Here is a 21128-nt window from a genome sequence, read left to right as displayed (position 1 = left end):
GGAAGACCATGCTGACCATTCATAATCTGCACGCCGCCTACGGGAAAGTCGAAGTCCTGCACGGCATTTCGCTCGACGTCCCGAAGGGCAAGCTGGTGACCCTGATCGGCTCGAACGGCGCCGGCAAGACCACCACCATGCGCGCCATTTCCGGCATGCTCAAACCCAAATCCGGTAGCGTCACCCTGGGCGGCAAGGACGTCACGGGCCTCGATTCGCACAAGATCGCGCGCGCCGGCCTGGCCCATTCGCCGGAGGGCCGGAGGGTCTTCGCCTCGATGTCGGTGACGGACAACCTGCTGCTGGGCGCCTTCCCCCGCTTTACGCGCGCGCGCCCGAAAGGCGACATCAAGGGCGACCTGGACAGGGCCCTGGAGCTGTTTCCCCGCTTGAAGGAGCGGCGCGACCAGCTGGCCGGCACGCTCTCGGGCGGCGAGCAGCAGATGCTGGCCATGGCCCGCGCCGTGATGCTGAACCCGGAAGTGATCCTGCTGGACGAGCCGTCGATGGGCCTGGCGCCTATCCTGGTGGAGGAAGTCTTCCGCATCATCACGCGCCTGAAGGCCGAAGGCGTGACCATGCTGCTGGTCGAGCAATTCGCCGCCGCCGCCCTGAACGTGGCCGATTACGGCTACGTTCTGGAAAACGGCAGCATCTCCGTGCACGGCCCGGCCGAGAGCTTAAAGAACGATCCGAAGGTGATCGCGGCGTATCTGGGGGGAGGGCACTGACGCAAGTTGAGAATGCGCCGACAATGCGCTTGCTGCGCATTGTCACATCCTCCGCATTACGCAGTGAGCAGGCGACGGCGTATGAATGCTTCCAGGTCGCGGCCAGTATGGGCAACCATATGAACGGAAACGATATCGTTATGTCCATGCTCGATGATGATGCGTTTCTGGCCGGCCAACAGTTGGCGGTGAGACGTCAAATGCAGGTCGTCAAGTTCAGGAACAACGGTAGCTTTACTGTTCCAGTCGTTGAGAGAATTGACTTCAGCCAGAATTTCTTGCGTCACCTTCCTGGCAAAATCAAGGGATTCGTTCTGCTTCAGATAGGAGCGAATGTCTTGCAAATCATTAAGGCGTACTGCGTCCCAATGATGTTCATTTGCGTAATCACTTGTCGTCGTCTTCAGCTTCCAGAAGAGCGACAACGTCATCATGATCAATGACTTTGCCTTCCTCGATCTGCTTGCGGCCGAGAGCAAGGATGCGCAGCATGGCAAGCTGATCTTGAGTCTTTTGATAGCTGACAGGGTCTTGAGCAATTGCCTGAACTCTGCCGTTCACCGTGATGGCTACCGGGTCATGCGTCTCCAGCACCTGTTTGACCACGTCGCTGGTGTTCGTCTTCAAGTAGCTAATTGGTTGAATATTGAGAAAGTTCATGTCGCCCCCCATAGGTAGGCAGACCGATGATAGTATTCGATAACTAAATTAAGTACTAAATTTAGTTGGCCGCACATTTTCCTTACGTCGAGCGCAGCCTGTCAGTATCAGTGTCTGGTGGGTTTTTCCTGCTGCACCAGAATGAAGGGGCTGACGACGACGGCCCACAGCGCGGCATCGGCCGCCTGCCAGTCCAGCGCCTGCTGGTCCGACACCTTGGCGACCTTGCCATCGACCATCCATTGCGTGATGGTGGCCTTGTCGTCGTGCGAGATGCGCACGGCCACTTCGACCAGGTCCAGCTCATTGGCGACCCAGACGACGCTGCCCTGGGCGAAGTGCTTTTCCAGCTCGCTCCAGGCCAGGCGGGCCGTTTCGCTGTTGACTTTGAGGCGCAGTTCGGTGTCTTTTTCAGGATTGGTTTGCATGCGAAATATCAGGTTGCGGTGAGTCGGGTGCCGATGCGCGCGGTTTATTTGCCTGGCAAGGCTTCCACGTGCGGCGTCGGCGTACCCTGCCATGTTAACCGATAGGCGGCGCCTTTGCGAACATTGCCGACCAGGGCAGGGCGGAAGCAGGCCAGGTTGGTGCCGCTCGCGTGCCGCACGCTGGGGAAGATGACGCCCATGGAGCCCGCTTCGAGCAGGATGGCGGCCAGGTCCTGCGAGGCGATGTAGCTGGCCGGGTCCAGGCAAGCCGCATAGCGCTCCTGTCCCCGCAAGTCGTGGAAGCTGGCGGAAAAATCGGCCAGCAGCGACTGGTAGCTGACGCTGTCGTCGAAATAGTCGATTTCCTGGTATTCCACGGTCTTGTGGAAAATGATCTCGGCCAGCGCCGTTTGCATGTCGAAGGCGCAATACCAGGCGCCCCGCTCGCCATCGTTGAAACGCGCCCCTTCCGGCCGGGCGTACGTGTAGGCGGCGTTGATGATGCGAAAGTGCGGCACGCCAAAAACCAGTTCGTCCACACCAATTCCTGGCGCGCCGCCGTACTCGGCCACCAGGCGCGCGTTGGTCGCGTTATCGAGCTCGAACAGCTCGCGCAGGTGCTCGTCGTCTTCGGCCAGGGGCGCCAGCACGGAATCCTCCATATCGGCGAAGCGCGACGGGATCAGGCGGCAGGTGTCGATCTGGCGCAAGGCGGCCAGCGGCGGCAGGGGGGAATTCGCGGCGGCCGGCACGATCACAACCCTCCGCGGCGTGCGTCGAGCAGCTTGCGCACGGTCTGCATGGCCAGCAAGCCGCCGGCCAGCATCTGCGACAGGGGCGTGCGGCCGCCGAAGATGGGATTCTTGTTGGGCAAGCTCACCCATTCGTCGGCCAGCTTGTCGCCGTACAGGATATGCAAGGCCTTGTAGATGCCCAGCAAATAGGAAATGCGCGTGATGCGGTCCACTTCCAGCACGCGGTCCGGATGCTTCTTCCACTCGTACCAGGCGCTGCTGGACAGGCCGCCCAGCAATTCGCGCGCATCGTCGTCGCGCAGTTTCCACGCGGCGGCCAGCTTGAAAAAACCCTTCAGTGCCGCTTGCGACAATCGTTCGCGCTCGGCTTTGGCGTTCAGGTCGACGAGCACGGCCGGCTCGAAGCGGCTCTTCGGATAGGCATAGGCGAGATTCATGATATGTCCTTCGTTAAAACTCTGTTTATGGACTATTTATACTCCTTTTCGGGATTCATTGCAACGGCCGCGCATGAAAAACGGGGCGCAGGGGACGTGTGTCCCGCTGCGCCCCGTTGGCGGGCGACGCTGGTTTATCTTGCCGTGACGGTGATCGGCACCGTCAGTTGCGCCGTCAAGCCATTATTGTCCAACGCCACGACCTTCAGCGCATAGCTGCCGGCCACCGGTTGCGGCCAGGAGGCCGTGATGGTCAGGCCGCTCATGGAAAACTGCATGCCCAGCGGCGCGCCGTCGATCGAGATCCGCAGCGACGTGGCACCTGGCGCCGTCAGCACGATGCTGCCGCTCAGAGCCTTGCCCGCCACGCCCGTCATGGCGGCGGCGCTGATCGTGGGGCCGGCGGCGGCGATTTTCACCGTGGCCACGGCCTGGCCCGTCAAGCCCGTTTTCGTATCTTTGGCGATGACGGTCACGCTGTAGTTGCCCAGCACGGGGCTGGCCCAGCTGACGACGCCGGCGGCATTGACGGCCATGCCGGACGGCGCGCCCGACAGGCTGTAGGTGACGGGGTTGGGCGCCACCACCGTGGCCGTGAACGACAGGGCCACGCCCGGCTTGCCGCTGACGCTGGGCACTGTCACCGCGGGCGGCAGCGGGGCGGCGATGGCCACCGTGTACAGGCCTTTGCCGCTCAGGCCAGTCTTGCTGTCCGTGGCCGTCACGGTGACGGCATAGGTGCCGGCCACGGGCGCGGCCCAGCTCACGAGGCCGGCACTGTTGATGGTCATGCCGGCCGGTGCGCCGGCGAGCGCGTAGCTGACGGGATTGGCGGCCGTGACGCTGACATTGAATGCCAGCGCCGTCCCCACCTTGCCCGCGATGGCGCCGGCGGCGACGACGGGCGGCGCGACGGGGGCGATGACGATGGTGTACACGCCCTGGCCGCTGAGGCCAGTGACGGTATCCTTGGCCACCATGGTCACGGCATACGTACCCGTGACGGGGGCGGCCCAGCTGACCACGCCCGTGGCGGCAATGCTCATGCCGGCCGGCGCGCCCAGCATGGTGTAGCCGAGGGGATTGGAAGCGGTGGCCGAGACGGTGAACGACAGCGGCTTGCCGGCCGCGCCGCTGATGCCGGCCGGCGCCACCACAGGGGCGGCCGGGGCGATCTGCGTGCCCGACAGGCTGGCCAGCAGGTTTTTCACGTTCGGCGTGCCCAGGCCGCCCAGCGGGTCATAGCCGATTCTGGCCGTGCACACGCTGCAGGTGCCGTTGCTGCCCCGCGTGATGTCGGCAAAGCTGCTGGCAAAGGTGCCGGGCACGGTGGCGATCTGGCCGTACAGCATACTGTGCGGCAAGCCGAGCGCCGTCTTGGCCTGCAGTGCGCGGCTGGCGTTGGCGATGGCGACGAGGCCCGCCCATTGCGGCGTGGACAGGCTGGTGCCGCCGATGCTGAGCCAGCTGGCGGTGCTGCTGCCCTGCGCCATCACGGCCGTGTACTGGCCCGTGGCGGGGTCGGCATTGAAGGCCACATCGGCCACGTTGCGGCGCAGCAGATTGGTCAGGCCGGGCACGATCACCGTCTGGTAGCTGGGTAATGCCGTGTAGGCGCTGATGCCGCCGCCCGTGCCGGACCAGGCCGCTTCGCTGCGCACGCCGCTGCCGCTGTAGCTGAGCGTGGTGCCGCCCACGGCCAGCACGTTCGGCGACACGGAGGGCCAGGACACGCCGCTGCCCGAGTCGCCCGTGGCGGCCAGGTAGCTCATGTTCTTGCCCGTGAAGGCGCTGTCGACGGAGGCCGTCCAGCTGCCTTCGGCGGCGCCAAAGCTCATCGAGACGACGCCAGGACCCATCAGGTTGGCCAGGCGCACGGCGCCCAGCAGGCTGTTGACGGACGCGTCGGGCGCCTCGATCAGCACGATGCGCGCCAGGGGCGCCGTGGCATGCGCCCACTGCACGTCGAGCGCGATTTCCATGGCCCAGCCCGAGTTATAGGCGGGCGCGGTGGCCGTCATCGTGCTCGACGGCGTGTTGTAGACGATGGACAATTCGCAGCCGCTCAGTGGTGCTGGCGGCAATGGCAGGGTGGCATTCGTGGCGATGGCCTTGGTGGCGCAGCCGGGCAAACCGAATTTCTGGTTGAAGATGGCCAGTTCGGCCGCCGCGTTCGGGTTGTGCATGGCGTCGACGATGTAAATCGTCTGCCCGGCACCCAGCTGGGCCGCCTGGGCTGGCGTCAGCGCCGTGCCCGCCGCAGGCAGGGCGGGCAAGTCGTAGGCGGCGCGGATTTGCGCGGGAGAGTAGGTCGCCACCACGCTGCTGCCGGCCATCGGTGCGGCGGTGTCGCTCGTGCCGCCGGATCCCTGCGGCGCGATATCCTGCGCCGCCTGTTCCGCCGCGGCGATCTTTTGCGCCGTCAGGCGGCGCGTGGTCATTTCCCGCATGGCGCCTGGCACGTTCTGCAAGTGCGGACGCCAGTGGGCCGAGCCGCTGCTGTTGGCGCTGTCGCGCCCGTCAGGCGCATCCAGGAGGGCCGGGGCGGCATGGAACATCGGCTGCGCCACCAGCGCGCCGACGCCGGCGGGGATGACGGGAACTTCGACACTGAACTGTGTCGCGGCCGTGGCGATGGCGGCGGGCGGCGCCGTCGTCTCCTGGCCGGGGCCGCACGCGCCCAGCAGGAGGGCAGCGGTGGCGCCCAGCAGCAAACGCCCGTGGCGCGGATGTGGGGGAAGGATTTTTTTCATGGCGAAACTCTCCGAGTTGGGCGAGGGCCACATCTCGACAATGCATCGAGGCTGGCGCCGCGCACTGGCGGTCCCGGCCCTGCATTGGCAGCCCCGCTGCCATGGCGCTTGCGCGCGGTAGGCCGGTGGCTTTGCGTCCCCGCCTTTCGGCGGGTTTGCCCTCAGAACTGATCATGCATCATTGGAAATTACCTGATGTGTTATCAATTCTAGTGAATTTGCCAAATAAGTGTTAACTATTTCCAATCAATATTTTTATTTTTGCCATGAAATGTGGTGGATTTGCCTATAGGCGGAGGCAATCTTGTCAGCTTGGTTAAGTATTAAAAACAAGCTTGTCAGAGCGGTATCGATGGAAGACAGTGTTTTTTCAGGGCAACGGTGCTTGTATTTTATGATAGTTTAATGAATTTCATGAATTTAACGAATATGCCGTGTCAAGCATCAATCCTCGAACACCATGCCTGGATACGGCGCGGCGCGGCAGGCCGCCAGCCGCTGCGCCAGGCTGCCAGCATGGGCTTCCAGCCGGTGGCCGTCCGGGTCGAGGAAATACAGGGAATCGCCGGCGCTGCGGTTGTGCTGCCATTCGGGCACGCCGGCGGCGCGCAGGCGGGCGGCAAAGGCGGCGAAGTCTTCCGGGGAAATGGAAAACGCATAGTGCGTGTAGGCGGGGCTGGCCAGCGCGGCTGCGTGCTGTCCATCCAGCGACAGGCACAGCCACAAATCTCCGGCCGACAGGTAGGCGCCCCTGTCCCAGCGCGCGTGCAGGCGCAGGCCCAGCATATCGCGGTAAAAGGCGATGCTGCGCGCCAGGTCGCGCACGGATAGGGTGAGGTGGTTCAGGCCGGTCAACACGACGGTTTGGCTTTCTTTCAGGTGGAGGGGGAGGGCAGCGGTTGCGCGGCGCGGGCAGGCAGCTTGACGACGACCGTGCCGGCCATGAAATCCTGCAGGGCGCGGCGTTTCTTGTTAAATAATAGCACCACGAATTCGCTGTAGATCCATAGTTGCGTCAGCGTATCGAGCGTCACAGACCAGCCGGGTTTAAGACGGGCTATGTGGGCGGATATTTGCGTGAAGGTCATTGCAGCGTAGGCGCCTTCATCGATGCGCAAGGTAATAATAATGCCCGCGATGGCAGCCAGTGTTGTCAGCGTGAGCATTACGGAATAGCGCAGCAGCGCCGCCTGACGCGTCACTGGCGCACCGTCGAGCATGCGCACCCGCAATTTGCACAGCAACTGTCCGGGTGTACCGCCAAAACGGCTGACGAGGTAAACATTGTAGGCAAGGTTGAGCGCCAGACCGGGCAAAAACCAGTACAGCAGGAATGACTGGCTCCAGGGCAGCCCCAGATAAACGATCGGCAGGACCAGCGGTAGCATGATGGCCGTATCGATAAAAAACGCGCCCACGCGGCGCCAGAATCCCCCGTATTCCATGCGATTTCCTCCCAGTCATGGCAACCGGCGGCTGCCTGTATGACTAGATACGCTATTACTTAGGGGGAATGTTGACTATCTGGCGCATGTTTGAGGCAGGGCAACAGCTGCATGCCGCGTGCTCAGGCAGGTTCAGCATGCTCTACCATCAACTGCACTTTCGTCGTGCCATTGTATTCATTCGCATCGAGCCGGAAGGCGACCCTTGTGCGTTCGCCCAGGGCGTCCGTGTGGCCGAACCAGATGGCGTCGAAGCGCACGCCGTTCTTTTCCAGCAGCAGTTTCAAATGGCGCTCTTTTAAGATGCGTTGGCTGACGACGCGAAATTCGTCGCAGAAGACGGGCGGGGCGAAGCCCTGGCCCCACACCTGGCCATCCATCAGCTCGATGAAGGCCGTCGTGTAATACGCGTCTTCCAGCGGGCCGTCCGTTTCCACTACCCGTTCCAGCTGCTGGGCGCTGAGCCAGGCCTGGCCCACGGCTTCGAACGCCTGCGAAAACGCGTCGAAGGCGTCGGCGCGGATGGTGAGCCCCGCCGCCATGGCGTGGCCGCCGAACTTGTCGATCAGGCTCGGCGCCCGTTTCGACACGAGGTCGAGCGCGTCGCGCAAGTGAAAGCCGGGGATCGAGCGGCCGGAGCCCTTGATCCAGCCGTCGGCGCCCGGCGCGAACGTGATGGTCGGACGATAAAACTTTTCCTTCAGGCGCGAAGCGACGATGCCGATCACGCCCTGGTGCCAGGATTCATCGAAGACGCTGATGGTGCTGCTGTTGGCCGGTTCGAAAGCGTCGAGGTGCAGCAGCGCCGCATCCTGCATTTCCGCCTCGATTTCGCGGCGTTTCAGGTTGATGTCGTTCAGTTGCTGGGCCAGCGCCCAGGCGCGGCCCTCGTCGTCCGTGATCAGGCATTCGATGCCCAGCGACATGTCTTGCAGGCGGCCGGCCGCATTCAGGCGCGGACCGAGGGCAAAACCCAGGTCGAACGGCGTGGCGCTGCGCGCTTCGCGGCCCGCCACGCGGAACAGGGCGGCCACGCCCGCATGCATATTGCCCTTGCGCATGCGTTTGAGACCTTGCGCGACGAGGATGCGGTTGTTCGTATCGAGGCGCACCACGTCGGCCACCGTGCCCAGCGCCACCAGGTCGAGCAGGTTGTCGAGCTTGGGTTGCGTCTGCGCATCAAAGATGCCGCGCCGGCGCAGCTCGGCGCGCAAGGCCAGCAAGACGTAGAACACGACGCCCACGCCCGCCAGGTGTTTCGACGGGAAACCGCAGGCGGGCTGGTTCGGGTTGACGATGACGGCCGCGTCGGGCAGGGTGTCGGCCGGCAAATGGTGGTCGGTGACGACCACCTGGATGCCGCGCCGGTTCGCTTCGGCCACGCCGTCGATGCTGGCGATGCCGTTGTCGACGGTGATGATGATGTCGGGCGACTTTTCGCGCGCGGTGAGCTCGACGATTTCCGGCGTCAGGCCGTAACCGTATTCAAAACGGTTGGGCACGATGAAGTCGACGTCGGCGCCCATGGCGCGCAAGCCGCGGATGGCCACGGCGCAGGCCGTGGCGCCGTCGCAATCGTAGTCGGCCACGATGACCATGCGCTTCTTGGCGGCAATCGCGTCGGCCAGGAAGACGCCGGCCGCGCCGATGTGCAGCAGGCCGGACGGCGGTATCAAGTCCTTCGCCTCGATCGACAGTTCTTTCGCGTCCGACAGGCCGCGCGACGCGTACAAGCGGGCCAGCACGGGGTGGATGCCGCCCTGGCGCAGCAATTCGGATTCGCGGTAGGGGCAGGGACGGGTGGCGATGCGGGTACGGGTCATGATGCTTTCAACTTGTTCAGGGTAATCGCGCGCCAGAATTTGCGCTGCGCATGCTTGCTGGTGGTGCAGTCCAGCCAGGCGTCGCGGTGGCTCAGCACCAGGCGCAACTGGCCCAGGCGGCCATCCTTGAGGGCCGCCAGCAGGGGCGCGAACCAGTCCGCTTCCAGCGCCTGCAGCTGTTGCAGCCACATGCCCCATTCCTGGGCCTGCGCAGCTTCGGTCAAGCCGCCCAGCACGACGAGCGCGTCGGATTGGTCCGCCAGCACACTGTTTGGACTGGCATCGCGCCGCGCCGGTTCCGCCAGCGCGGCCAGCCAGCCCGGTGCGGCCTTGGTATGCAGGCGGGCCGCACAGCCAGGCGCTTGCGCCGTGGCCACGCTGCCGCCCCAGATCCAGAACGCATTGATGGCTTTCAAGCCCCGTTCTTCGCGCGCCGCATTGACGGGGTGTTCATGCCACAGCATCTGCACTTCGTTCTGCAGGCGGCGCGCGGCGCGCGCGTGCTCGCCTTCCGGCATCCACACGGACAGGTCTTGCGTGGTGGCGGCGTCCGGCGTGGCGCACTGCAAGTCGGACCAGCCATCGGCGCGCATGAACCAGGTGCCCGCGTCGCCATACGCGAGCGGCTGGCCGATCTCGTCGAAATACGGGGCGGCGATGTCGAACAGGGCGCGGCCGTCGGCCTCGCTCAGCTTGAGCTGGCGCAACTCTTCCAGGCTGATATGGCTGCGGGCGATGGCCAGGTGGGCCGGATGCAGCAGGAAGTAGCGGCCGCCCGGTTCCGGCGCGAGGCCGTAGCCGCGCATGGCTTGGGCTGCGAAGGCCGCCTGCGCCGCCGTGCCGTTGGGCGCGGGCGCCAGGCCCAGCGCATGCGCCAGCCACGCTTCGTGCGGCAGCAGGCGGTTGGCGTTGTCAAAAGTTTCTAAATTGCAAGTGGAAGTGCGCGACAGCAGCGCCGCCAGCGCGGGCGCCTGCAGGACCTTGAGCAGGTCGGCAGCCAGTTCGGCATTGGGCAAGGCGAAGGGCAGGACGATGGTAAGTTGATTCATCCCGAGATTGTAGGCGATTGTGGTGCGGGCCGAGAAGGCGCATCTGTTTTCATGCCCGCGCTGGCCACGCCGGCGGTGCTGGCAATGTGCAAAAAATTATAAAAATTTTATTGATATTGAGGGAAATTAATTTGCTTTTGAAAAGATAATGGATATAATTGCGACAACTTAAATATCGGAAAGACAATCACCCCCTGCTGCGTGGTTGCGTCGTCTGGCTCCTGTGTCCCTCGAAACTGTATACAAGATCTGCCGGCTTCATTTTTTAACAAGTCTCTTCTTGGAAGCCCACCTATGTATACATTCGCCGCTTTGCGCGGCCAGGCTGATCGTGCCCTGGCCCCCCGTATTTCCGCTCCTGCCGCCGCCGTGGCATGCCGTCAGGAGGCAGCATGACTACTTACACCCTGTCGACCACGGTCCACGTCTGCGAAGACATCAACAAGAATTTCGATATCCGCGACCTGCTGATCCAGGCCGGCTACTCGGTGCAAGGTGAACTGAACATCAAGAATTTCACCGTGCTCTTGCCCGATGATACGGAGTCGACCGTCAACACGCCGTTGTTCGGCATGCTCGATGCGGACACCGTGTACGTGCGTCCGGGCGACTGGGCCGCCAACTACAACGGCAGCTTCTCGACCATCGAAGTGACGATCGACAAGGGCAATGGCGATATCGTCCAGCTGAGCCTGCAAGTCATCATCGACCCCGTCAACGACGCGCCCGACGCGGCCGACAAGACGTTCACTTTACTCAACGGCAACAACGTGGTGCTCAGCGAAGGCGATTTCGGCTTCCACGACGACGTCGAGCACGACGGCTTCAAGTCCATCGTCATCACCAATACCACCACGGCGGGCCAGGTCCTGTTGAATGGCGTGGCCGTCGCCGTGGGCACGGAGATTTCCATCGATGACATCCGCGCGGGCCACCTGGTCTTCGTGCCGAGCCAGACGGTCGCCGGCGACTTCGACCTCGGTTTCAAGGTGCGCGATGACGGCGGCACGGCCGGCTGCAATGCGCAAGACCTGAGCCTGGCGCCCCATTACCTGACCTTCAAGGTGCCGATGGCCCACCTGGGCGACTTCGTCTGGGAAGACAAGAATGCCAACGGCGTGCAGGACGCGGGCGAGGCGGGCATCGCCAATGTGGTCGTGCAATTGAAGGATACGGCCGGCAATGTGGTGGCCTCCACCACGACGGACGCCAGCGGCGGCTACCACTTCGACGTCAACCCGGGCACGTATTCCGTGACCGTGGTGGCGCCCGCCGGCTATGTGCCGACGGCAGCGAACCAGGGCGGCGACGCGGGCAAGGACAGCAATATCGATGCGGCCGGCACCATGGCGCCCGTGACCCTGGCGCCGGGCGAGACCAATCTGACCCTCGATGCGGGCCTGTACCGCACGGCCGAGCTGGGCGACCGGGTCTGGTTCGATACCAACAAGAATGGCGTGCAGGACGCGGGCGAAGCGGGTGCTGCTGGCGTGAAAGTGACTTTGCTCGATGCGTCGGGTAACGCCGTCGGCAGCCCTTTGGTGACGGATGCGAACGGCAACTACCTGTTCACGAATCTGAAACCGGGCGCCTACAGCGTGCAGTTCGATAAAACCACCTTGCCAGCCGGCTATACCTTCACGGGCCAGGACCAGGGCGGTGACGAGCAGCGCGATTCGGACGCGAATGCCGACGGCCGCACGGCGCAAGTGCTGCTGGCTTCGGGCGACAGCAACCACAGCGTGGATGCGGGCATCGTGGCCTTGCCGGCCACCCTGGGCGACCGGGTCTGGCATGACAGCAACGCCAACGGCATCCAGGATGCGGGCGAAGCGGGCATCGGCGGCGTCACCGTGCAGCTGAAGAACGCGGCTGGCAGCGTGATCGGCTCGACCGTGACGGACGCTACCGGCTATTACAATTTCAGCGTCGATCCTGGCACCTATTCCATCGCCGTCGTGGCGCCCGCCGGCTATTTGACCACCGTCAAGGATGCGGGCGGCAACGACGCGCTCGACAGCGACATCAATGCGCAGGGCAACAGCGGCCAGGTGACGGTCGCTGCCGGCCAGAACTACAAGGATCTCGATGCCGGCCTGTACAAGACGGCGTCCATCGGCGACCGCGTCTGGTTCGATGCCAATGGCAACGGCACGCAGGATGCGGGCGAGGCGGGCGTGTGCGGCGTGAAAGTCAACCTGTACAACGCGCAAGGCGCCGTCGTGGCCAGCGCCACCACGGATGCCAGCGGTAATTATCTGTTCAGCAACCTGGTGCCCGGCAATTACTACCTGGGCTTCGTGCCGCCGGCCGGCTACGGCTTCACCAAGGCCGATATCGGCGGCTATGCCACCGATTCGGACGTCAATCCGGCCACCGGCCTGACCACCACATGGGTCACCCTGAAATCGGGCGACGTGCAGCTGGACTGGGATGCGGGCCTGGTCAAGCTCAACACGGCCTCCATCGGCGACCGCGTGTGGGAAGACAGTAACTACAACGGCGTGCAGGATGCGGGCGAACTGGGCGTGGCGGGCGTGAAGGTCAACCTGCTCAATGCGTACAACCAGGTCATCGCCACGACGACGACGAATGCCGGCGGCAATTACCTGTTCAGCGCACTGGCGGCCGGCAGCTACAAGGTGGAAGTCATCCGTCCATCGGGCTTTTATTACACCAAGGCGAATGTCGGCAGCGATACGGCCGATTCCGACGTCGATGTGAGCACAGGGCGCTCGTCCCTGATCAACCTGGCCGCCGGCCAGAACGACATGAGCTGGGACGCGGGCATCTACCGCAAGGCCAGCCTGGGCGACAAGGTGTGGCGCGACGCCGACCATGACGGCGTGCAAGACTACAACGAGGCGGGCATCGCCAACATCAAGGTGCAGCTGTACTCGGGCAGCGGCGTGCTGCTGGCCACGACCTACACGAATGCCAACGGCAACTATCTGTTCAGCAACCTCGATCCGGGCAGCTATTCGCTCAAGTTCGACAAGTCGGGCGTGTATCACGCCGGCTACGCCATGGATACGTGGCGCTGGGGCGCAAAGAACGTGGGCACGAACGACAACATCGATTCGGACGTCAACAGCAATGGCACGACGTCCAACGTGGTCTACACGGACATATTGAAACTGGCGTCGGGCCAGAACGACATGAGCTGGGATGCGGCCATCACGCCCATCGTCATCGACCTCAACGGCGACGGCGTGCACACGATCGCCCGCGCCGACTTCCACGGCAGCTTCGACCTGCTGGGCACGGGCAGCGCCATCCAGACGGGCTGGGTCTCGGCCCAGGACGGCTTGCTGGCCATTGACAGCAATGGCAATGGCAAGATCGACAACATCTCCGAGTTGTTCGGTGGTAATGAGAAGGGCACGGGCTTCGCCAAGCTGTCCAGCTATGACTCCAACCACGACGGCGTGGTCGATGCGCATGACGACAAGTTCGCCGAGCTGCGCATCTGGCGCGACGCCAACAGCAATGGCGTGACGGACGATGGCGAGCTGATGTCGCTGCACGACGCCGGCGTGGCCAGCCTGACGGTCAGCTACACGGAACTGCCTTTCCTCGACGCCAACAGCAACCTGCACCTGGAGCGCAGCAGCGCCACCCTGGCCGACGGCAAGTCGGTCGACATGACGGACGTGTATTTCAACGTCGACGCCAAGGATGCGGCCGCCGCCGGCGTGCATTTGCCCAGCATGGCCGACCTGCTGCGCGACGACAGCACGCTCGACGTGGTGCTGGGCCAGGATGGCACGGTGACGACCGTTGCCGCCGCGCCGGCCGCCGCAGCCCCTGCCGCCGAAGCCCAGGCCCAGTGCGACATGGCCGACGTCCTGCGCCGCGCCATGGTCCACGCAACGACCCAGCCCCAGGAAATGGCTGCCTGACGTCCCTTGCCGGCCCATGAGCCTGCCCGGCAATGCCGCACCGGCGCGCCCGTCACGGGGCGCCGGTGCTTTTCATGCTTTTTTACATTTGACAATATAAATAGGGAAACCACGATGAAACAATCCATGCACCTGCTCGTTCGCGGCGCCATCGCCGCAGCCACGTTTGCCCTTGCCAGCGGCAGCGCCCTGGCCGCCTCCAATCTGCAAGTCGTCGATTCGCATAGCGTCAGCCTGTTTACGGCTGCCGGCGGCGCCTTCGGCTCGGGCAACGCCATCTCGCCGACCTTGTGGGAAGTCAAGTACGACAGCAACACGTTCCTGGCGTTTTGCCTCGATCCCCATGTCGCACTGAGCAACAGTTCGAACAGCTACAGCAGCGGCGCCTTCGCCGCCAGCGATGCCGTCAAGCGCCTGTATGAAGGGTATTACGCTTCGTCCATCGCGGCTGTATCGACCAGCGCCAACAGCGCAGCCGCCTTCCAGCTGGCCCTGTGGGAATTGAATAACGACAATACGAACCTGTTGACGGGCGAGCTGCGCTTCAAAAACCTCAGCAATGCCGTCGTCAGCCAGGCCAACACCATGCTGGGCGTGGCCACGGGCAATGGCGCCATCCAGAACCTGTACAACTACACGAGCTTGACGAGCGTCAACCCGGCCTCGCAAACCCTGCTCAGCGTGTCGCCGGTGCCGGAAGCGCAGACCTGGGCCATGCTGGTCGCGGGCCTGGGCTTGCTGGGCTTCATGGCGCGCCGCCGCAAGGGCGCTTCCGCGCTGAATTAATCATCGCTCATCGCTCATCGCGCAAGCGATAGCGTTCCCGCTGCGGCGCGCCCGACCGGCGCGCCGCAGCGTTTTATTGTGAATTCATCATGACCCCACCCCCCGACACTTCCACCGCTTCCGCCGGCATGTCCACCCATGCCATCGCCGAGGCCATCGTCTTCCTGGCGCGCTTTTTCGGCGTGGCCGTGCAGGCCGAGCGCCTGCGCGCCAGCGTGGCGGCCCAGGCTGCACCGGCCGCGGCTGACTTTCTCGAACAGGCGCTGGCGCAGGCCGGCCTGGCCGGCACCGCGTTGCCAATAGACAAGCCGCGCCGTCCCACGGAAATGCCGGCCTTGCTGCTCAACGGGGAAGGGCAGGCGCTGGTGGTGCTCAGCATTGCCGATGGCAAATATGAATGCCACGTGCCCGGCATTGAAGGCAGTGCCTGGTTTGACGCCGCCGCGCTGGCGCTGGAAGTGCCCGATGGACGTTGGGTGGCCGTGCGGCCCGTGATGTTTTTCGACCAGCGCAGCTTGCTCTACAGCATGCCGGTGGCGGGACGCTGGTTCTGGGATGTCTTCAACCGTAACCGCTGGGTCTTCCGCTGGGCCTTGCTGGGCACCCTGGTGCTCAACGTCATCGGCGCGCTGGTGCCGTTCTATGCGATGGCCGTGTACGACCGCGTGATCCCGAACAATGCCACGGCCAGCCTGTGGGTGCTGACGATCGCCGTCGTGACGCTGACGGGTTTCGAGCTGGCCCTGCGCCTGCTGCGCGGCGAATTGGTGGAAACGGCATCGCGCCGCATGGACGTGGCGCTGTCGTCGAACATCTTCGCCCAGTGCCTGCGCCTGCGCGCGGCCAGCCGGCCCGCTTCCGGCGGGACCTTGGCCAATACCGTGCGCGATTTCGAGTCCGTGCGCGAATTCTTCGCCTCGACGACCCTGACGACCCTGGGCGACTTGCCGTTCCTGCTGCTGTTCCTGCTGGTGATCGCCCTGGTCGGGGGCTGGCTCGTGCTCGTGCCCCTGGCAGTCATCCCGATCCTGCTGCTGGTCGCCTTCGCCTCGCGCGCGGCCCTGGCGCGCCACGTGGCCGCCTCGATGCAGGAAAGCGCGCAGCGCACGGCGCACCTGTTTGAAACCATGAATGGCCTCGACACCATCAAGGCGCTGGGCGCCGAAGCATGGAGCCGGCGCAAATGGGAAAGCCTGACGGTGGCCATCGCCGCCAACAGCGTCGAGACGCGCGAAATCGTCAGCCGGGTCAACTACATCAACACGGCCGTGCTGGCCCTGTCCGGCGTGGCCGTCGTGGCCACGGGCGCCTTGCTGATGGGCGAACACCTGCTGACCCTGGGCCAGATCATCGCCGTGAGCATGCTGACGGGGCGCGCCCTGGCGCCCGTGAGCCAGATCGCGGGCCTGATCATGCGCTGGGAGCAGACCAAATTGTCGTATCACGCCCTCAATAAAATCATGGAAGCGCCCACCGACGATGACGCGGCCAGCCTGCAGGCGCCGCCGCTGTCCGGGCGCATCGAGTTTCGCGACGTGGGCTTTGCCTACCCGAATTCGCCGCCGCTGCTCGATAAGCTCAACCTGCACATCCGCCCCGGCGAACGTGTCGGCGTGATCGGCAAGCTCGGTTCCGGCAAGAGCACCCTGCTGCGCCTGCTGCTGAATCAATATGGCCCGCAAAGCGGCAGCGTGCTGTTCGACGACCTGTCCAGCACCCAGCTGGAGCCCTTGAGCCTGCGCCGCCAGATCGGCTACGTGCCGCAGGACGTGACCCTGTTCCATGGCACCCTGCGCGAAAACATCGAACTGGGACGCAGCCAGCCGGACGACGCCAGCCTGCTCGACGCCATCCGCTTGGCCTGCCTGGATGACATCATCACCCAGCTGCCCAATGGCGTGGCGACGGAAGTGGGCGAGCGGGGCGAACGCCTGTCCGGCGGGCAGCGGCAAGCCGTGGCCATGGCGCGCGCCTTGCTGGTGAAACCGCCGATGCTGCTGCTCGATGAACCGAGCAGCATGTTCGATCCGGCTACCGAGCAGCGTTTGATCGCCCGCCTGCGTACATTAAAAGAGACGACCATCGTGCTGGTCACCCACCGCATGGCCATGCTGGCGCTGGTGGATCGCCTGATCGTCTTCGACAAGGGGCGCATCGTGGCCGATGGCCCGCGCGATGACGTCATGCGCGTCTTGAACAGCCAGGCGGCCAAGCCTGCGGTGCAACAGGGAGTGGCGGCATGAGCGCCCTGAATGCCCCGAAGGCCCGCCCTCTGCCGGCGGCCCACCCGGACCCGGAAAGGGAGCCGCAGCGCATCGTCATCCGCATGCTGGCCCTGATCGCCGTGCTGCTGGTGCTGGTGCTGGCCTGGGCCGCCTTCGCCCAGCTCGACGTGTCCGTGCATGGCCGTGGCGCCATCACGCCGCCATCGCACCTGCAGGAAGTGCAAAGCCTGGAAGGGGGCATCGTGCGCGAAATGCTGGTGCAGCCGGGCCAGCGCGTGCGCCGCGGCGACTTGCTGCTGCGCCTGGACACGGCCCAGTACGAAGCCAACCTGGGCGCCAGCGTGCAGAACCGACTGGCGGCGCTGGCGGGCAGGGCGCGCCTCGATGCGCTGCTGTCTGGCGGCACGCCCCGGTTTGCGCCCGAGTGGCAGAAAGAAGCGCCCGAGCTGATCGCCAAGGAAACGCAGTTGTGGCGCGACGGCCAGCGCGAATTCGCGTCGGCCACGGCGGCCGCGCGCGAAGGCGTGACGCGCCGCCGCGGCGAGCTGGCCGAGGCGCACAGCCGCATCGCCCAACTCGATACAGGTCTGAAAATCGCCTTGGAAAGCCTGTCGATCGAGGAGCGCCTGTTCAAGGAGGGCGCCGGTTCGCGCGGCGACTACCTGAATGCGCAGCAGCGCGTGCAGCAGCAGCGCACGGAACTCGACAGCCTGCGCGCCTCCGTGCCGCGCCTGATGGCCACCCTGGCCGAGGCGCAGGCGCAGGCGGGCGAAGTGGAAGCGCGCATGCGCGGCCAGTGGGGCGCGCAGCGCAGCGAGTATGAAACCAAGGCCGGCGCTCTGGCCAGCACCGTGAAAGGCCAGCAGGACCAGGTGAGCCGGCGCGACGTGACGGCGCCCGTTGACGGCATCGTCAACCGCGTGCTGGTGGCAACCGTGGGCGGCGTGGCGCAGCCGGGCAAGCCTATCCTGGAAATCGTGCCCGCCGATTCGGAAATGCTCATTTCCGTGCGCGTGAAACCGTCGGACATCGGTTTCATTCACGTGGGGCAGAGCGCGTCGGCCAACGTGCTGGCGTACGATGCCACCACCTATGGCCGCATGCAAGCGCAGGTGGTGCGCGTGGGGGCGGACGCGATTCCCGACGAACGCAACGAACCGTATTTCGAGGTGCAGCTGAGCACGGATCGCAGCCAGCTGACGGCGCACGGCAAGGCGCTGCCGGTGACGCCCGGCATGCCCGTCGACGTGGGCATCCTGACGGGGCGCCGCTCGGTGCTGCAATATGTGTTCAAGCCCGTGCTGCGCGGCTTGCAGTCTTCCCTGCAGGAGCGGTGATGCGTACCTTCTTGCTTTGCATGGCGTTCGCCTGCGCGAACGCGGTGGCCCAACCTGCCCAACCTGCCCAACCGGCGCCGCCGGCCACGTTTCAGACGCAGTCCGCGCGCGGCTTGCCCGCCCTGCTGGCGCGCGCCGTGCCGCGCGATCCGCAGGTGATCGCGGCGCAGGCGGCACTGGCCACCACCGAAGCGCGCTACAGGCAGGCCCGTTCGCGCCTGTTTCCAACCGCGGCGCTGCAGGCGACGCGGGGCCGCAGCAAGGACCTCGATGGCGCGCTGGACGTGGAACGGCGCACGCACCAGGTGGAAGCGAGCGTGCGCTGGAACGTCTATAACGGCGGCGCCGACCGCGCCGAACTCGATGCGGCCGAACGCGACATGGCGGGCGCCGCCTTCGACGTGGAGCGGGCGCGCGCGGAAAGCGCGGAAAAGCTGGCCGAAGCGTATTTCTACATGCAGCGCCTGGAACGCAGCCTGCAGCAGTCGCAGGAGCGTTTGCGCGACGTGACGCAGCTGGTGCGGCAGGTGACGCGCCAGGCGGAACTGGGCAAATCGTCGGAAGTAGACCGCGAACTGGCGCAAAGTTCGCAGCTGGACGCGGAACTGGTGCACGACGGCTTGCTGACGGACCGGCAGGCGGCGCGCATCAAGCTCGAGGCGCTGGCCTTCGAGCCGGTGGCGCAGTTCGCCGATTTCGCCTTTGCGCCGCTGCCGGCGCAGGCCCTGGAGAATGCCGACACGCAGCAGGCGCAGTTGCGCGCCGCGCGCGAGCGGGCTGCCGCGGCGCAGCTGCGCGTGCGCGGCGTGGCGGCCACCCTGGCGCCCAAAATCGATCTGAATGTCAGCCATCTGCTCAACAACAAGACCACTCCGCCGCCGTCGACCATCCAGCAGCGGGGCTGGTCGGTGGGCGTCTCCTGGGAAATTCCGCTCGGCGGGGGCAGCCTGGCGCAGCGCGACGAGAGCATCAGCCGCGCCCAGTCGGCCGAGGCGGATGTGGCGCGCGCCGAGCAGGGCACGCGCGCCGACCTGGCCAGCATGCTGCCGCGCATCGCCAATGCGCAGCGCACCCTGGCCCTGCTCGACGAGCAGGAAAAGAAGATGGCCTTCGTAGTGCGCGGCGGGACCATCCAGTACGAGGCGGGCCGGCGCAACCTGCAGCAGGTCATCCAGACGCGCGACAGCTACTTCACGATACAGCAGCGCCGGATCGACCAGCTGCACCGTTTGACCCTGGCGCAGATGCGGCAATATGCGCTGGCGGGCCAGCTGTTGCGGGTTTTCGGCCTGGCGCAGGAGGCAAAATAGCGCCCGGGTGCGCTGTTTCACGCAGAGATGATGCATGAAATGCCCATTGTGTGGCACACTGCGCGCTCGCATATCATCGTTGTCGCGGGAGCGCATGAGCATCATCAAACAATTTCCTTTCGAGTGGCAGGTCGGCGTGCGCTATACGCGCGCCGGGAAACGCAGTGGCCGCAACAGCTTCATTTCCTTCATTTCCCTCATTTCCGTGGCCGGCATCGGCCTGGGCGTGGCCGCCCTGATCGTCGTCCTCTCCGTCATGAACGGCTTCCAGAAGGAAGTCACCGACCGCCTGATGTCGGTGCTGGCCCACGTCGAGGTCTTCGACACCAGCGGCTCCATGCCGAACTGGCAGGCGCAGGAGCGCGCCGCCTACGCCAACCCGCAAGTGAAGGCCGTCTCGCCGTTTGTGGAAACCCAGGGCATGCTGCTCAATGACGAAACCATGCGCCCGTCCATCGTGCGCGGCGTGCTGCCGCAGCAGGAAGCCACCGTCTCCAGCGTGGCCGCCCAGATGAAACAGGGCAGTTTCAAGGATCTCACGCCCGGCTCGTACAACATCGTGCTGGGCATCGACCTGGCCAAGGCGCTGGGCGTGCAAGTGGGGCAGAACGTCACCCTGATGCTCGAGCGCGAGCCGAGGGCGGGCGATCCGGCCAACGGCATCGTCATGCCGCGCATGCGCGCGCTCAAGGTGGCCGGCATCTTCGAGGCGGGCCACAATGAACTCGACGGCAGCCTGGCGTTTGTGAACATGCAGGACGCGGAGCAGCTGCTGCAGCTCGACGGCCCGTCCGGCCTGCGTCTGCGCCTGCACGACATGAACAAGGCGCCCCAGGTGGCGCGCGAACTGAAAGCCTCGATGCCGGGCCAGCTGTGGATGCGCGACTGGTCGCGCGCCAGCGCCAGCTGGTATGCGCTGGTGCAAAGCCAGAAGAACATGATGTTCATCATCCTCAGCATGATCATCGCCGTGGCCGCGTTCAACCTGGTCTCGACCCTGGTGATGTCGGTCACCGACAAGCAGGCCGACATCGCCATTTTGCGCACCCTGGGCGCCTCGCCGTTCTCGATCATGAAGATATTCATGATCCAGGGCGCGCTGGTGGGCCTGCTTGGGAGTGCCTTGGGCGTGATCGGCGGCGTCGTGCTGGCGCTGAACGTAGGCGTCATCGTGCCCTTCATCGAAGGCATCTTCGGCCTGCACTTCATTTCGAAGGAAATCTATCAGATCAGCGCCGTGCCGTCGGACGTGCACTGGCTGGACGTGGCGCAGATCGGCCTGATCGCCTTCGGCCTGGCGCTGGTGGCGACCATCTACCCGAGCTGGCGCGCTGCGCGCGTCAAGCCGGCCGAGGCGCTGCGGTATGAATAGTTGGCTTGTATACCGGGGTCAGACCCGTCGGGTCTGACCCCAGCCTTTTGCTGCTGCATGAGCAATTGGCTGATCAACAAACTGCTGGGGTCAGACCCGGCGGGTCTGACCCCTG

At 64.9% G+C, this 21128-nt stretch carries 17 protein-coding genes and 1 riboswitch; of the genes, 7 read left to right on the top strand and 10 right to left on the bottom strand.

Annotated elements, in window-relative coordinates:
- Positions 1-8 precede the first annotated feature (8 nt).
- Entirely contained in the window at positions 9-731 is a 723-nt protein-coding gene (locus tag ACQ4W4_RS21715; protein ID WP_436543734.1) for an ABC transporter ATP-binding protein, read from the top strand.
- A gap of 56 nt (positions 732-787) precedes the next feature.
- On the opposite strand, the gene ACQ4W4_RS21710 is transcribed toward ACQ4W4_RS21715, so the two are convergent.
- The 10 genes from ACQ4W4_RS21710 to ACQ4W4_RS21665 all read right to left on the bottom strand — a co-directional run bounded on the left by ACQ4W4_RS21710 (position 788) and on the right by ACQ4W4_RS21665 (position 10081).
- Positions 788-1165, bottom strand: coding sequence for a hypothetical protein (locus ACQ4W4_RS21710; RefSeq protein WP_436543733.1), 378 nt, complete (start codon positions 1163-1165; stop codon positions 788-790).
- Positions 1119-1391 carry a type II toxin-antitoxin system Phd/YefM family antitoxin gene (locus ACQ4W4_RS21705; protein WP_436543732.1) on the bottom strand — a complete coding sequence of 91 codons (273 nt, stop codon included), beginning with the start codon at positions 1389-1391 and terminating at the stop codon, positions 1119-1121. The genes ACQ4W4_RS21710 and ACQ4W4_RS21705 overlap by 47 nt, the downstream gene beginning before the upstream one ends.
- A 107-nt stretch (positions 1392-1498) precedes the next feature.
- Positions 1499-1819: a DUF2288 domain-containing protein gene (locus ACQ4W4_RS21700; RefSeq protein ID WP_436543731.1), complete on the bottom strand. Its 321-nt coding sequence runs from the start codon at positions 1817-1819 to the stop codon at positions 1499-1501.
- Positions 1820-1863: 44 nt separating this feature from the next.
- The gene (locus tag ACQ4W4_RS21695; RefSeq protein WP_436543730.1) at positions 1864-2571 is read right to left on the bottom strand and encodes an RES family NAD+ phosphorylase; all 708 of its coding nucleotides are present in this window, start codon (positions 2569-2571) and stop codon (positions 1864-1866) included.
- Positions 2572-2573: 2 nt separating this feature from the next.
- Positions 2574-3011 (bottom strand): MbcA/ParS/Xre antitoxin family protein, encoded by a 438-nt coding sequence (locus tag ACQ4W4_RS21690; protein ID WP_071076812.1) that lies wholly within the window; start codon positions 3009-3011, stop codon positions 2574-2576.
- Between the two features lie 134 nt (positions 3012-3145).
- On the bottom strand, positions 3146-5764 hold the full coding sequence (locus ACQ4W4_RS21685) for a S53 family peptidase (protein ID WP_436543729.1): 2619 nt from the start codon (positions 5762-5764) through the stop codon (positions 3146-3148).
- An 83-nt stretch (positions 5765-5847) separates the two neighbouring features.
- Positions 5848-5934, bottom strand: a riboswitch (cyclic di-GMP riboswitch).
- Between the two features lie 274 nt (positions 5935-6208).
- Positions 6209-6622: a fosfomycin resistance glutathione transferase gene (fos, locus tag ACQ4W4_RS21680; protein ID WP_436543728.1), complete on the bottom strand. Its 414-nt coding sequence runs from the start codon at positions 6620-6622 to the stop codon at positions 6209-6211.
- Between the two features lie 17 nt (positions 6623-6639).
- The gene (locus ACQ4W4_RS21675) at positions 6640-7209 is read right to left on the bottom strand and encodes an RDD family protein (protein WP_436543727.1); all 570 of its coding nucleotides are present in this window, start codon (positions 7207-7209) and stop codon (positions 6640-6642) included.
- 122 nt (positions 7210-7331) lie between these two features.
- The gene (gene recJ, locus ACQ4W4_RS21670) at positions 7332-9032 is read right to left on the bottom strand and encodes a single-stranded-DNA-specific exonuclease RecJ (RefSeq protein WP_436543726.1); all 1701 of its coding nucleotides are present in this window, start codon (positions 9030-9032) and stop codon (positions 7332-7334) included.
- On the bottom strand, positions 9029-10081 hold the full coding sequence (locus ACQ4W4_RS21665) for a hypothetical protein (protein ID WP_436543725.1): 1053 nt from the start codon (positions 10079-10081) through the stop codon (positions 9029-9031). The genes recJ and ACQ4W4_RS21665 overlap by 4 nt, the downstream gene beginning before the upstream one ends.
- 392 nt (positions 10082-10473) lie before the next feature.
- Here ACQ4W4_RS21665 and ACQ4W4_RS21660 point away from each other — a divergent pair, with 392 nt between their 5' ends.
- The 6 genes from ACQ4W4_RS21660 (at position 10474) to ACQ4W4_RS21635 (ending at position 21013) form a co-directional block, all read left to right on the top strand.
- Complete coding sequence (locus ACQ4W4_RS21660; RefSeq protein WP_436543724.1) at positions 10474-13983, top strand: SdrD B-like domain-containing protein; 3510 nt, start codon at positions 10474-10476, stop codon at positions 13981-13983.
- 114 nt (positions 13984-14097) lie between these two features.
- A complete protein-coding gene (locus ACQ4W4_RS21655; protein WP_436543723.1) occupies positions 14098-14769 on the top strand; it encodes a PEP-CTERM sorting domain-containing protein in 672 nt (223 codons plus the stop codon).
- 89 nt (positions 14770-14858) lie between these two features.
- The gene (locus ACQ4W4_RS21650; RefSeq protein ID WP_436543722.1) at positions 14859-17012 is read left to right on the top strand and encodes a type I secretion system permease/ATPase; all 2154 of its coding nucleotides are present in this window, start codon (positions 14859-14861) and stop codon (positions 17010-17012) included.
- Positions 17009-18331, top strand: a complete 1323-nt coding sequence (locus tag ACQ4W4_RS21645; RefSeq protein WP_436543721.1) for an HlyD family type I secretion periplasmic adaptor subunit — start codon at positions 17009-17011, stop codon at positions 18329-18331. Before ACQ4W4_RS21650 ends, ACQ4W4_RS21645 begins: the two co-directional genes overlap by 4 nt.
- The gene (locus ACQ4W4_RS21640) at positions 18331-19641 is read left to right on the top strand and encodes a TolC family protein (protein ID WP_436543720.1); all 1311 of its coding nucleotides are present in this window, start codon (positions 18331-18333) and stop codon (positions 19639-19641) included. Before ACQ4W4_RS21645 ends, ACQ4W4_RS21640 begins: the two co-directional genes overlap by 1 nt.
- Positions 19642-19735: 94 nt before the next feature.
- Positions 19736-21013, top strand: coding sequence for a lipoprotein-releasing ABC transporter permease subunit (locus ACQ4W4_RS21635; RefSeq protein ID WP_436543719.1), 1278 nt, complete (start codon positions 19736-19738; stop codon positions 21011-21013).
- The last annotated feature ends 115 nt before the right edge of the window (positions 21014-21128 follow it).

Source organism: Janthinobacterium glycogeni, from assembly GCF_051380725.1.
In the GTDB taxonomy this organism is placed as follows: domain Bacteria; phylum Pseudomonadota; class Gammaproteobacteria; order Burkholderiales; family Burkholderiaceae_D; genus Janthinobacterium.
This window is presented reverse-complemented; position numbering and strand designations above follow the sequence as displayed.